The 13,201-nt window shown below is 68.6% G+C and carries 12 protein-coding genes and 1 pseudogene; 7 read left to right on the top strand and 6 right to left on the bottom strand.

All coding sequences use genetic code 11. From position 1 onward, the window contains the following. Positions 1-150: 150 nt before the first annotated feature. Together ACWDZ6_RS03030 and ACWDZ6_RS03025 are read right to left on the bottom strand one after the other, a co-directional pair. Positions 151-681, bottom strand: a complete 531-nt coding sequence (locus tag ACWDZ6_RS03030) for an NUDIX domain-containing protein (RefSeq protein WP_451501429.1) — start codon at positions 679-681, stop codon at positions 151-153. 1 nt (position 682) lies between these two features. Beyond that, positions 683-2,038, bottom strand: a complete 1,356-nt coding sequence (locus ACWDZ6_RS03025) for a helix-turn-helix domain-containing protein (RefSeq protein ID WP_451501428.1) — start codon at positions 2,036-2,038, stop codon at positions 683-685. A gap of 191 nt (positions 2,039-2,229) precedes the next feature. On the opposite strand from ACWDZ6_RS03025, the gene ACWDZ6_RS03020 reads away from it, so the two are divergent. The 6 genes and pseudogenes from ACWDZ6_RS03020 to ACWDZ6_RS02995 all read left to right on the top strand — a co-directional run bounded on the left by ACWDZ6_RS03020 (position 2,230) and on the right by ACWDZ6_RS02995 (position 7,109). Further along, complete coding sequence (locus ACWDZ6_RS03020) at positions 2,230-2,979, top strand: hypothetical protein (protein ID WP_451501427.1); 750 nt, start codon at positions 2,230-2,232, stop codon at positions 2,977-2,979. Positions 2,980-3,056: 77 nt separating this feature from the next. Next, entirely contained in the window at positions 3,057-3,968 is a 912-nt protein-coding gene (locus ACWDZ6_RS03015) for an aminoglycoside phosphotransferase family protein (protein WP_451501426.1), read from the top strand. Next, positions 3,969-4,654 (top strand): annotated as a pseudogene (locus tag ACWDZ6_RS03010) (class I SAM-dependent methyltransferase); the annotation flags it as partial. A gap of 16 nt (positions 4,655-4,670) precedes the next feature. Then, positions 4,671-5,228: an HAD domain-containing protein gene (locus tag ACWDZ6_RS03005; protein WP_451501425.1), complete on the top strand. Its 558-nt coding sequence runs from the start codon at positions 4,671-4,673 to the stop codon at positions 5,226-5,228. A gap of 277 nt (positions 5,229-5,505) precedes the next feature. After that, positions 5,506-5,958, top strand: a complete 453-nt coding sequence (locus ACWDZ6_RS03000; protein WP_451501424.1) for an effector-associated constant component EACC1 — start codon at positions 5,506-5,508, stop codon at positions 5,956-5,958. 32 nt (positions 5,959-5,990) lie between these two features. Continuing rightward, positions 5,991-7,109: a caspase family protein gene (locus ACWDZ6_RS02995; RefSeq protein ID WP_451501423.1), complete on the top strand. Its 1,119-nt coding sequence runs from the start codon at positions 5,991-5,993 to the stop codon at positions 7,107-7,109. A gap of 818 nt (positions 7,110-7,927) precedes the next feature. On the opposite strand, the gene ACWDZ6_RS02990 is transcribed toward ACWDZ6_RS02995, so the two are convergent. The 4 genes from ACWDZ6_RS02990 to ACWDZ6_RS02975 all read right to left on the bottom strand — a co-directional run bounded on the left by ACWDZ6_RS02990 (position 7,928) and on the right by ACWDZ6_RS02975 (position 12,249). After that, the gene (locus ACWDZ6_RS02990) at positions 7,928-9,739 is read right to left on the bottom strand and encodes a choline/carnitine O-acyltransferase (protein ID WP_451501422.1); all 1,812 of its coding nucleotides are present in this window, start codon (positions 9,737-9,739) and stop codon (positions 7,928-7,930) included. 28 nt (positions 9,740-9,767) lie between these two features. Next, positions 9,768-10,691, bottom strand: a complete 924-nt coding sequence (locus ACWDZ6_RS02985) for a class I SAM-dependent methyltransferase (RefSeq protein ID WP_451501421.1) — start codon at positions 10,689-10,691, stop codon at positions 9,768-9,770. 69 nt (positions 10,692-10,760) lie between these two features. Continuing rightward, positions 10,761-11,630, bottom strand: coding sequence for a HalD/BesD family halogenase (locus ACWDZ6_RS02980; protein ID WP_451501420.1), 870 nt, complete (start codon positions 11,628-11,630; stop codon positions 10,761-10,763). A 238-nt stretch (positions 11,631-11,868) separates the two neighbouring features. After that, on the bottom strand, positions 11,869-12,249 hold the full coding sequence (locus tag ACWDZ6_RS02975; RefSeq protein WP_451501419.1) for a winged helix-turn-helix transcriptional regulator: 381 nt from the start codon (positions 12,247-12,249) through the stop codon (positions 11,869-11,871). 214 nt (positions 12,250-12,463) lie between these two features. Here ACWDZ6_RS02975 and ACWDZ6_RS02970 point away from each other — a divergent pair, with 214 nt between their 5' ends. Further along, entirely contained in the window at positions 12,464-13,057 is a 594-nt protein-coding gene (locus ACWDZ6_RS02970; protein WP_451501418.1) for a GNAT family N-acetyltransferase, read from the top strand. Positions 13,058-13,201: the final 144 nt, after the last annotated feature.

Genomic DNA, 13,201 nt, shown 5'->3' with positions numbered 1-13,201 from the left:
GACGGTCCCGACGGTCGTTTACGACTGTCCTGCGGACTGATCGCGGACCACTGCGCCTACATGGACCGCCCGCTGGCCGCTCCCGTGTCAACTCTGGTGAGGCGCGTCCTATACGTGCTGTGAAAATCGCAGAAGCTGTGTTTGTTACCCCTACAGCCAACCGTCGAGCGAAACCTGGGCGTCCCCGTCCAGGTAATGGCGGAGCGCACTGGCAGTGGTGTCCACGAAGGACTTGGGGATGGCGCCGGCGTCCATCCAGCGGACCTGGGAGTGCTTGCGCGGTTCGCGGTTTTCGGGTTCGCCCGTCCATTCGTGGGCGGCGAAGACGACGGTGAGGAAGCCGTTGGGGGCTTCGACCCCCCAGGCGCCGTGGATGATGTGGGCGACCTTGAGGGACTCGGGCTTCACGGTGAGGCCGGTCTCCTCGTAGAGCTCGCGGACCGCGGTTTCGGTGATGGGCTCACCCGGTTCGCTCTTGCCGACGGGCAGGTCCCACATGCCCTGGGCGAACTTGGCGTTCTCGCTGCGCTGGAGGAGCACGACGCGGTTGGTGGCCTTGTCGTGGACGATGACGGCGGCGACCAGCAGGGTCATCGAGTCGAGCGCCGGCTTGAGGGCTGGGGGGCGGTCGTCGGTGGGCTGGGCCACGGTTTTCCCTTCGTCGGGCGGGTTGTTGGGCATGTTAGGCGAGGGCCTCGCGGGCGCGGCGGGCGAGATCGGCGGCGCCGGGGACCCGGCGGCGCTGGTAGACCGCGAGGGTGGAGCGGATCGAGGAGATTGCCTTGCGGGTGCGGTCGGAGGTCATGCCCTCCATGAGGACCAGTGCCTGGGTCCAGGCGGCGACCGCTTCGTCGGCGCGGGCCTGGGCGGCGAGGCTGTCGCCGAGGTCGGCGTGGGTGAGGGAGTGGACGCGCTTGTACTTCTCCGGGTCCCAGCGGGTGAGGGCATCGCGGTGCTGTTGTTCAGTGCCGATGTGGTCGGCGAGGTCGGTCAGGGTGCGGGCTGTGTGGCTGGCCACGGTGCCGGCGGCGGGGCCGCTGACGCGGGAGAAGCTGGGCTGGGGTTCATCGTCGCGTAGGAGGGCGTCTTCGGCGGCGAGGAGGGCGCGTGCGGCGGCTGGGTTCTCGCCGACGGCTGCGTAGGCGCGGGCGTGGGTGATGTGAAGGAGGGCTTCGGTCTGGCCGTCGATGTGGCCGACGCCACGGGTGAGGGCACCTTCCACGAGGCCGACACAGTGGTGGGGCTGTTTGAGGCTGAGGGCCTGGTGGGCGAGGGCACGCATCATCCAGGCGGCGTGGCCGTGCGGGTCGGCTTCGCAGGCGAGTTGGTAGCCGACTTGGTAATAGCGCTGGGCGGCGCCTTCGTGGCCGAGGTCATGGTGTTTCCAGCCTGCGAGGTAGGCGAGTTCGGCGACGGCACCGAAGGCGGCGTGGCGTAAGGATTCGGAGGGGAAGCGTCCGCGGAGCATGGGTGCTGCGGTATCGGCGAGGTACGCGGTGACCGTGGTCAGGCCGTGCCCGCCGCCAAGGCGTTCGTCGGCGGCGCTGAAGGCCGCCGTGATCTGCCGTACGACGTCGATGTCCTCGCCGCCGACGAGGGAGCGGGCGGTGCGGGCGCGGAGCATGCGGGAGGTGGCTTCGTCGTCGTGCAGTAGTGGCATCGCCACGCCGGCCGTGGTGAAGGCAGCGATGGCTAGGAAGCGTCGGCGTTCGACGTCCGCGCGGCCGAGGTCGGTGACCGTAGTGACCGGGTCGTCGTCGGCTGGGTGTTCGGTGTCCCGTGACTGGAGGCCGATGTCGGTCTGGGTGACGACGCGGCCCAGCCGTCGGGAGAGGGCTTCAGCGAGGTACTGGCCTGCCTGGCCGGACGGAGCACGAGTTCCGTTCGCCCAGTGGGAGATGGCCGACTTGTTGGTCTGGAGCAGTTCGCCGTTCTCGGCGGCGATGCGGCGTACGTCCCTGGCGAGCGCCTCGTACGTGCATCCGGCGGTGGCAATGGCTTCGCGCAGGCGGGAGTTGGGGTCGGTCGGCGCTGGCACGATCCTCCGTCCCGGAGCTGTAAACCGCGTATACCGCTTGGTCTCGGTCACACCGTACCCACTCTGCGTAGCGGGCTGTTCACTTGTCGACAGCCGCCCCACTCTTGGGCCGGGCGGCCCCAAGTTCCGTACGCCCTACCGGGCTCGGGCATTCCTATGCCCCGGCCTGGCCGATCAGAGACGGAGAAACAGTGACCACCATCGACACCGCGACCATCACTGTCGAACTGCCCGACGCCTTCGACCAGCGCTGGAGCCGCCTGCCCGGCATCCACGTGGACGGCCGGCGCATCACCATCGACCCGGCCGAGTACTTCTTCCGCTTCGAGTCCAACACCTGGCTCGTCGCCGACTGGGACCTGGTCAAGGCCCAGCTCCTCGACGTGGACGAGACGACCGAGAGCTCGGTCGAGCAGCTCGCACTCGACTTCATCAAGGACAACAGCGAGTCCACGTCGGACGCCGCCCGTGTGCTGGCAACGGCGTACGGGGTCTACTCGTACCTCTTCCGCAAGGAGCACCTCGAATCGCTCGGCCTCCCGCAGGTCACCGCCAGCCACCTGCGCATGCTGCGCGAAGCGGCCACGCTGATGGCACTCAACAAGGTCGAGCTGGACGGCCACATTTCCAACGTCGGCCCGTGCTGGTTCTTCCCTGCCGCCACCTCCGTCGTCTTCGACCTGGACGACGAGATGGGCGGAATGCTGGACGAGGTTTACCACGGCGGCTGGTTCAACGAGCACCGCCGGATCGAGTCCATCAAGGCCCATGCCGCCCTCGGCGGCCGGCTCGTGCACGGCTGCCAGTCCGTGCCGGACCAGTCCGGCGGGGTCGTCGCGCCCTACGGTGCCTCGATGGCCAACTTCCGTGACGACCTGGCCGAGTTCAAGGCGGGGTGGATCGAGCAGGTCTACGCCCACCGCGTGACCGCGGCCGAGTAACCCCAACCCCAGTACGGCTCCGGGGCGGGCTGACCCACTCGCCCACCCCGGAACCCACCAGCCCCCTGGAGACCCCCATGGACCAGAGCATGACCGCCGCCCTGCTGGACGACTTGTGCACGCTCGTCGGCAAGCCCCTCCCCGAACGTGCCGAGATCCGCGTCTGGGACATGTCCGGCGCCGAACGCGTCACCTTCCCCGACGGCACCACGGCCGTCTTCAAGTACGCCAAGGAGCCGTTCGACTGCGAGGCACAGGCCCTGCGGGTTGCACACCAGCGCGGGCTGCCGGTCCCCGAGCTGCACGCCACCGCCATGCAGGACAAGTGGCTCGGGATGCTCATGGACGACCTCGGCACCCCTGTACGGGATGCCGACGACCTCGACGGCGTCGCCGCTGCCGTTATGCTCCACGCCGCCCGCCCGGCAGGCGGCCTGCCCCTCCTCGACAGCGCGGGCCTCGCGGCCCTGCCCGGCCGAGCCCTCGATCACCTCCAGCGGCTGCGGAAGGCCGACCGGTGGACGGACTGCGACGACATCGAGACCGCCCTGGGCAAGATCTCCGCTGCGGCCGGGGCTCGCGTCCAGGGGGCGACGCTCGACCCGTTCGGCTGGGTCCACTCCGAATTCCACCCCACGAGCATCCACATCGGGGAGAACGGCTGGCACCTCCTCGACTTCGCCCGCGCCTTCACCGGCCCCGGCCTGATCGACCTCGCCTCCTACCACGGCACCACCGACAGGCCGAGTCCTGTGCGACTGCGGGTGTTCCTGGAGCAGTACGTCACCGCAGGCGGCCACGAGGACGCGCTCGCCGCCCGGGGTGACCTGGCCGCCGAGGCATGGGCCTTGGGCTGGCACCGCATGTGGGCAGTGGAGTGGTTCATGGAGCAGGCCATTCGCTGGATCAACGACCCGGCCGCGGACCCCGCGTACATCCCCGTCGTCCGCCGCCACCTGAACGACGTGGTCCAGCTCCTGGAGGTCTAGGTGCTCGCCCAGGTCTCCCCTTGGTACGCCCACGCTGCCCAGCGCATAGCCGCTGCTCCCGCCCACGCGCTCACCGCACCGACGCGGATGGAATGGAGCACCCACCCGGCCTCGGTCCCGGCGCCGAGATTCTCGGCCCGGACCTCCGCCGCAAGCGCATCCTGGAGCTGGGCTGCGGCCCCGGCCATAACGTAGCCCACCTCGCGAAAGGCCATCAGGCCCGCGTCACCGGCGTGGATCTGGTCGGACTCCAGATACGCCGTGCCCGCTCCCACTACGGACACATCGACGACGCCACGTTCGCCGCCGGCAACGCACTGCACCACCTGCAGGTCACCGGCCAGACCTTCGACGCGATCTACTCCGTCTTCGGCGCCATCGGCCTCGTAGACCCCGAGCTCCTGCTCGCCGCCATTTCGCGCCGCCTGAAGCCGGGCGGTGTCCTGGCTTTCTCCCTCCCGCACCCGGCGCGGGCCGGAAGACATCCATCCGCTGACGATCGTCCGCGCGAGGACTACGTCACCATGCCCGACCACACCCGACTACCCATCGCACGATGGGAGTTCGACGCCCACCGCTGGGGCGCCCACCTCGCCCGGACCGGCCTGCGCATCACGTCAGCCCTGGAGCTTCGCCACCCGCGCCGCGACCCGTGGCCGACAACCCTGCTGATCACCGCCCGCAAAAGCCCCGGAGGCAACGATGACCCTGCCCTACCTGCTGCTGGACATCGACGGCGTCCTCATACCGTTCCCGGCTGCTGACGGCAGCACACCGCCCACCCACGTCCGCCACACCGTCCTGCCCACCGGTCGGCACCCCAACGACCCTGTCCCCGTCTGGCTCGACCCGAACCACGGCGGCGTCCTCACCGCCCTCCTGACCAGCGGCCTCATCACCCCCGTGTGGTGCACGAGTTGGCGCAAGAACGCGACCACGATCATCGGTCCCCTCCTTGGCCTGCCCGACTTCCCCTACCTCGACCTCCCCCGCCCCCAGATCACCACCAGCCACCCCAACGGCTACCTCTGGAAACGCGACCATGTCGACCCTTGGATCGGCAGAAACCCCGTCGTCTGGATCGACGACGACTTCACTGCCCTCGACCATGCCTGGGCCGCCGAACGCACCGCCCGCGGCCATCCGACGCTGCTCGTGCAGCCCGACCCGCACGCCGGCCTCCAACCGGACCACCTGACTGTGGTCCGAGAGTGGGCCGCCCGCCTTCGGGAGACGCGAGAGGATGCTGACGCCGCGTAGGCAGCAGGAGCATGCTGAAACGGTGCTGGCCCGCACCCTGTGGTGTGGGCCAGCCATATTCCGAGGACCTATCGACGGGGGCACCAGGCCCGGACTTCCGGTCCGAGGCCGGACGTCTACACACTCGCCGATCTACTCGGCCATGAGGATCCCGCCTTCCCGCTGCGCCGCTACGTGCACCGTGTGACGGGGCCGTCGAGAAGGCCCGCAAGGCGATCGGCCACCGCAATCGGACTGCTGCATAGCCCTCCTCTGGCCCCCTTGCGCAGCCAGGAGGTTGGGCGAACACAACCCCTTCTGGGCCGACTTACCCGACGATGGTCGGGACGGCTATGCGCCGATGTGCGATGACGAGGGGGATGGCATGCGTGTTGAGGTTCATGTCGAGTCGGCGGACAGCGAACTCCGTTCGCTGCTCGGCTGGCTGCGGAGCGACCCTGACATCAGGCGTTCCGCCGTGCTGGAGATACGCGAGGAGCCGCCTCAGGAAGGCCAGATGGGGACGGCTGCCGACGTCTTGCAGTTGATCACGGACAACGGATGGAACGCCGCGAACTTCGTGCTAGCACTCGTCGCGTGGAAACGGACACGTCCACGAGACCCGCGTCTCAGGGTTCGGCGTGACGACCTTGCCGATGCCCTGACCGATTGCAGCGAGGAACAGATCGCCCGGATCATCCGCCTCCTCCAAGAGGAGCAAGGCGAAGGCGGGGAAGGCACGGGACGTTGAGCATATTGCCGGATCCTGGAGCCTCGCGGGCGGTGTTGATCGGGACGAGCGCGTACGACTTCCTCGAGGACCTCCCTGCCGTGTCCAACAACCTCAACTCCCTTGCGGAGGCACTCCGCGGACCCACGTCCTGGAATCTGCGACCGGACAACTGCGGCGTCGTCGCGAACCCGGCGAGCGCGGAAACCGCGATGGACTCCGTACGGGACGCCACCGCGACGGCCCGGGACTCGTTACTCGTGTACTACGCGGGTCACGGGCTGGTCGACCCGGATGGGGAGCTCTACTTGGGGCTGCCTCAGTCCCGGCAGCAGCGGGTGGATACGGGATTGCCGTACAACTGGCTCCGCAGAGCACTTCTGGAGGGGCATGCAGAGCGGACTGTCGTCGTACTCGACTGCTGCTACGGCGGCCTCGCCCTCGGAATGATGGGGCCCTCAGATCTGGCTGCTCAGGCCGACGTGGAAGGGACCTACCTGCTGGCCGCAGCCTCGGAGACTCGTCAGGCGCTTGCTCCGCCTGGGGAGACCCACACGGCATTCACGGGAGAACTGCTCAGCATCTTGGCCATGGGAATTGCGGGTGGCCCCGAGAAACTGGACCTGGACTCCGTGTTCCGGCAGTTGCGGACAGCTCTCACTGCCAAAGGCCGGCCTGTCCCGCAAGGACGAGGACGAAACAGCAATGGGCGACTGGCGCTCGGCAGGAATCCGGCCTTCAGCCGAATTCCACTGGCGAGTGACACGAGCGACAGCCCGGCCGAGCGCCGGTTGTGGCCGGACCCGGTAGCCATCCGTACCGTTCAAGGCTATTTCTTCGCATTGGGCCAGGTACGCGTAGTAAGTGGACTCACGCACGCCGCCGTCAGTCTCCGATCCGGCGGAGAGATCGCCGCCGGAACAGTCAGCAGTCTCCTCAATCGCAAGGACCTGCCGAAGACATGGAAGACGACGGGGATCTATCTGACCGCCTGCGGTGTACCGGACGAGCAGGTCGACGGCTGGAGACAATCCTGGGATCGCCTTCGAGCGGAGGCGCCCACAACCACCGAGACCGCGGATCCGGCGGCGGATCGTGGCCGGACCCATGACAGCCGCAAGGTGTCCGTGTGGGCCAGAGTGGTCCGCCGCAGGGGCCGCCGCAACGCCTGAGCCAGGCGTGCCCAGGAGTCTGCGGGACTAGCGGGACGGAGATGCCGTCTCTGAATGCGCCCTTCGTTGCGGACTAGGCGTCGACTTGCTGTCCTCATCTCCGAAGAGAGTGTTCCAAGCGGCGATCAGAAGAAGCACGCCAACAGCGATCACCCACAGGGCAGGCTTCTTAGCTCGACCGGAGACGCTCGACGGCCTCACATAATGCGCCGCTCGGTAGTAGCCCTTCCGGCTCTGTGCCACTTCGCCACCCCCGATTCAAATGCAGTGCATGCCAGCAGTGAAGTGTGACAGAGAGCCAGGTCCGCCCTCCGACATATCTGAGACGGCGGCTGGATCTGGTCGGCGAATGACGCTCACCGCATGCTTGCCACCGGCACGGCCGGCGTCAGAGGGCGTGTGCGACCTGCGGCCAGCGCGGCCGCGACCCGAGTCGTCTGTGCCCCTTCGAAATGACCGGTGGGGCGACTCATGCCGCCGCATCTGCTGACGCGGGGAGGCGCTGGCCTGGGGATAACGCATCGCCTCTGTCCTCGGATGCGCTATCCCCAGGCCAGTCAGTAGCACGTCGCAGCAGGTCAGGAACCCTTCCCACCTCTACTTCGACATCTAGGAAGACCCCCGGTCGGAGCGGGTCACCACTCCGACCGGGCCGTATGTAGGCCGTCGGCCGTGCTCTTCCCGCTGTGGAAGGCGCGGTCGACGGCCTTTCCCACCGGTGGAATCAGGCCTCCTACCGAGCGAGGGTACCGCCACCCCCGACGTGGAGTGGCGGCCGTTTCGGCTCTCTGCCGGTGCGACAGACGGGTCGCCGCGGATCAGTCCTCGGACCGCTCGGACGCCAGCAGTGCGCGCAGTTCGCCCACCGCCTCCCGCAGCCGGTCCGCGAACGTCCGCATCTGGTCGGCCACCGCCAGCGGTGTGCTCAGATAGATGTTGAACCTCTCGGGCAGCAGCACATAGGCCACGCCGATGCAGCGGCTGCTGGTCGAGCCGAAACCGAAGTACTGGATGTTCTCGGACGGCGCGGAGCTCGTACTCAGGTAGTCGTCCCGCATCGTGAGCCAGCCCGGCGTCCGGTACAGCGCAGGCTGCTCCGTCACGCCCAGCTCCGCCCCGCGCCGGCGCTGGATCAGCTCCAGCTCCCACAGGTGCTGCTCGGGCGCCTGCCCGTTCTGGGACTCCTTCGCGCGTGCCACATGCTTCTCGGCGGCGGCCCGGAACGCGGCGCGCCGGGTCTGCGCGTCCGCCGCCGGGTCGTCCATCGCCGCCACGAACTCCTGCGCCTCCGGGGTGACGACGCGCATCGCCTCCGTCCGCCCGCGCCGGTACTGCCTCGTGGCGATCGACTCGTATGTGGCGCCCAGGTGCCCCTTGGCCCGCTGATGGGCGAGCTGGTAGGCGACCTGAACAAACGCGTCCGGAGAGACCCGAAGCGCCTTGGCCGCCTTGCTGCCGAAGTCCTCGAACGACACCGTGCGGGTCGCGGTGGCCGCCCCGTACGCGGCGAAGGCGTCGGCGGCGGAGCGCACCTGGGCCCGCAGGGCGTCGTCCAGCTCGAACACGACCGGCGTCAGCGCCGGCAGACCCTGCGGACGGGCTCCGGACTGCCGGGACTGTTCCTCGGCCGGGGTGCTGAGCAAGGCGTCGGTGAAGCTGAGGATGGTGGTCCCGTCCAGCTCGCAGTGCTCGACGTTGATGCCCGCCCGGCCGTCGGCGAAGACGATGAAGGAGACGGCCTTGTCGAACCAGCGGTTGCCGCGGTCGCCGTACAGCAACTGGTCGCAGGTCTCCTGGGTGTCCGCGGGTGCGAAGTCCTCCAGTGCGACGCAGAACAGCGCGGTCTCGACATCGTCCAGTGCTTCGGCGTTGCGGGGGTGACAGGCGAGGAGCGACTCCCGGGCGGCCGCCCACTCCGCGCGCGCCATGGTGGTGAGGTGGCCCACCGAGGTGTCCGCGGCGGCCGGCTCGGCGCCGGCCTTCATCACGGCCAGCAGCCCCGCCTCGAGGTCGTCCAGGCTGTGGGGGACACCGTCCGGACCGAATACGTCCAGCTTGAACATGCCGCCCCGGAAGAACACCACGATGTGCCGTGCCTCGGACGGGCCTGGCCACTCCTCGGTGTAGGGGCTGCGGACGGTGTCCTGCTGCGCGCCGGGAATCCGGGTGGCGGAGAACAGGAACTTGTTCTGCACCATCGACTGGGGCCGCCCGCGCTGCGCCACCGGCACAATGAGCCCCTGATCGAGCTTCCGCTTGTAGTTGACGGCCCCGGCGATGAGCCCGGCTGCCCGCTCCACCTGCGCCTGGCCCGAATCCTTGAAGAGGAAGAAGAAGTTGGCGTTGAGCGCGATCCGGTCGCGGCGGCCCAGGTAGCGGTACGGCCAGAAGGTGTCGAGCCAGCTGTGCACGCCCTTGGTGGCGTCGTACTCCTCCAGCGCCGCGTGCAGCGCCCGGCCGGGGCCGTCGGGGCGGAGGAAGGCGGCGACCTCCGCTTCGGTCGCCGCCAGCTCGTCGGCGGTCAGCAGCGGAGCGCACCAGGCGAGAAACCTCTCGCAGCTCGCTTCCAGCGTAGGCAGCGGAATGCGCGGCAGGCTGTCCTCCTGAGCGAAGGTCGCGATGTCTGCCATTCCCTGACTGTTCAAATCTGCTCTCGATTCAGATCGTGGGGGCGGTGGATTCCTCGCGGACGGCGAGGCCCCCGCTCGGAGTGCCTGATGTGCCGTACGGGCGGGAGAGGTAGAGCTGTGCGTAGAGCCAGCCTTCCGCCTCCAGGCCCTGCGCATCCACCCCGGCGGCCGACATTCTGTCCAGCACGAGCGTCTGCTCCTGCGGGGAGGCGAACCGCCGTTGCTTGAAAACCCCTTCGACACGGATTGTCCGGTATCCCAGTCCGGCCAGCGCGCTCTCGACGGGGTCGAACGGGAACATCCGCAGCACGAAGTGCGCCATCCAGGGCAGGCGGTCGCCCTGCGCCCGGACGACGCGCATGAGTGTCCGCTCGGTGACATAGCCGAGGCAGCCCGTCGATATCACCAGGTCCGTCCCGGCGAACTGGGCGCGCTGCCGCGGTGTCGGCTCGTGCGCTTCCAGGTCCGCGTGCACCGCGTCGTCGAGGAACCCGGCCTCGAGCGCGTAGGACAACGCGCTGCCCGAGGTGTCCAGGCCGACGAAGCGGATGCCGTGGGCGGGTTGGCGAGACCGGGACAGCTCCCGGTCTCGCGCCAGCAGGGCCGCACGAGTCACGGCCCCGGTCTCCACGCCGCCCACCGACTCGGTCCCCGCGTCGCCCAGTGCGTCGGCGTCGCCGTCCGCGCCGCAGTAGCGCGCGTACAGCTCGTCCATCGTCGCGTCGTACTTCTGCAGGGCGGCGTTGATTCCGTACGAGCAGCCTATGTCCAGCACTTTCGGCACCGCGACGTGCTGGGACTCCCGGTACTCCTTGATGAGCTTTGCGAAGTAGGGCTTGGCCAGTTGTGGAACGCAATAGCCGAGCGGGCGCAGCACGCTGAAATAGCTGCGCGGATCGGGCTGGGTGTAGATGTGGTCGAGCGAGACTTTTCCGGTCGCGTCGAAACGCACAGGGCTTACTCCTCGGTGGATCTCAGCGTGGGAAAACGGCCTGCGGCGACTGCACGTCCTCGCCGCTCGCTAATCCAGCAGTCGGTCGCCCCGGACGGCCCGGCCCTCGGCCTCCAGGTGCTCGGGCAGCACCCGGCCGAAGAGCTGCCGGGTCCGTGCCACGCTTCCGATGACGCCGGGGCGCTCGCTGTACGCGAATATCGCGGAGTGGCGCGCGACCTCGCCCCGCACGGGGCTCACCCGGTGCAGCGAGTAGCGGCCCTTGAAAAGCTGCAGGTCACCAGGTTGCAGGGAGAGGCGCCTGGTCAACCGCTCGCCCCGGCCGTCCAGTACGTCCCGGACGTCGTCGAATCTCTCGTCGTGCGCGGACCTGATGTTCGGGCAGTACTCGAAGACGCCGCCGGCCTGCGCCTGCCGGGTGAGCATGCTCACGGTGAACTCGTTGGTGTCGAAGTGCCAGGGGTGCTCCATGCCCGGCGCGACAACGTTGAGAACCAGTCCGGAGAGCGGGTCCGCCAGCTCGTGCAGGTGCGGCAGTCCGAAGCAGCGGGCGACGAAGCGCTGGAACACCGGGTGGGAATAGAGCAGGCTGATGAGGGAGTCCGCGGGGATGCGGTCTCGCGCCACGAACGCGTTGCCCCGCTCGAAGCTCGTCCGGCCCGGGTGGTCCTCCGGCAGGGCCGAGTCCACCGCGATGTTGTAGACGTTGACCGTTTCGACGTCGAAGTGCGCCCGGGGGGCGATGGCCGAGCACTCCTGTTGCAGGACATCTCGGAGCGACGGACGGATGAAGTCCGGCAGCACGGTGCAGCCGAGAGTCGACAATTCGCGCTGGGCACGGGCAACCACGGCCCGTCCCTCGGCGCTCTCGATTTCCGGCAGGGGATAGCGAGCCGTGTCGACCACCTGGTCGAGCGTCATGGCTTCCAGGGTGCTCATTCGATCCTCTCCACGTGCGGGCAGACCGTTTCGAGCCGGATGCCGCCGTCCGCCGCGCGTCTCCGCCTCCGACGCCCCAGCGGGGGCGACCGATGCGGTCCGCGCGCCGTCAGGTCCTCACGCTCGGCTCTTCAGCAACTCCACAGGGGAGTACCACAGTTGAAGTTCCCACAGCACCGCCGCATTGTCTGTGACACGTCACACTGTGTGGATGGGGCGTACTCACTCCGCCCTCAAGTCACCGGTTCTCAGCGGGGCGCGCCAAGGACTGCGGCGGGTGGGTGTCCACCGCGACCGCGAGTATGTTCTCCCGCCCCCAGGCGCCCAGCGGCGCCAGCGCGTCATTGAGCGAGACGCCGAGCGAGGTCAGTGAGTACTCGACGCGAGGCGGCACCTCGGCATGGACCACGCGATGCACGATGCCGTCCGCCTCCAACTCCCGCAGATGGGAGGAGAGGACCTTCTCGGTCACGCCCGGCACCAGTCTGCGCAGTTCCCCGAAGCGGCATGTCTGCTGGTTGAGCGCCCAGAGGATCAGTACCTTCCACTTCCCGCCGACCACATCCATCGCCGCGTCGATCCCGCAGACGTACGCCCCCGGTCTCCGTAACTTCCCCATGCCCCACCCCTTCCGCCTGCTCGTCCGCCCCGGCCAACCACCCACTTCGGAGTGCGTACTTGATCGCTTCGGGGCCCGCGACAAGCCTAATCGGCAGGGCCGACACAGCCCGTGCGTCCACCGGTCGTCCACTGATCGCCCACCGAGGGAAATGGCATTGCACTAGTGCAAAATACGATTGCCGCTAGTGCAGAAAGAAGCTACCGTTCGAGCCATGCCTGCCAAGACACCTGTGTCCGTGACCCTGACCGGCCGCCATGTGCGCCTCGAACCGTTGACGATGGAGCACCTCGGCGACCTCTTCGCCGCGGGCGGCAAGGACGACGAGGTCTGGCGCTGGCAGGGCGGGCCGACGCCGCGTACGCGGGACGAACTCGGTTTCAAGCTCGGTGAACTGCTTGAAGCCGCGGAGCACGGCACCTACATACCGTTCGCCGTCATCCGTCGCGCTACCGGCCGGGCGGTCGGCTGGACCACGTTCATGGACATCGACGCGGAGAACGAGCGTCTGGAGATCGGCTGGACCTGGTACGGGCGCGCGTCCTGGCGCACGGAGGTCAACACCGAGGCGAAACTGCTGTTGCTGACGCACGCCTTCGAGGATCTGGGCATGGGGCGTGTCCAGTTGAAGACCGACCATATGAACCAACGGTCGCAGGCCGCCATCGCGCGTCTGGGGGCCCAGCGCGAGGGTGTGCTGCGCCGCCACCGCCGGCGCCCGGACGGTACGTGGCGGGACACCGTCTACTTCTCGCTCCTCGCGGAGGAGTGGCCGACCGCGAAGGCGCGCCTCGGCGCCCGGATCTGACCCGCCGGGTCGCGAGGCGGCGACCGGCCGGGGACGGCGCCGCCTCGGGACCGGTGCAACGGCCTGCGCCTCCTCCCTCACATGCGCGGCCCGTCAGGGTGATCGTCTCGCCGGAAGCCGCCGGACGCACGTACGATCGACCGG

Source organism: Streptomyces sp. NPDC002926 (assembly GCF_053591755.1).
This window is presented reverse-complemented; position numbering and strand designations above follow the sequence as displayed.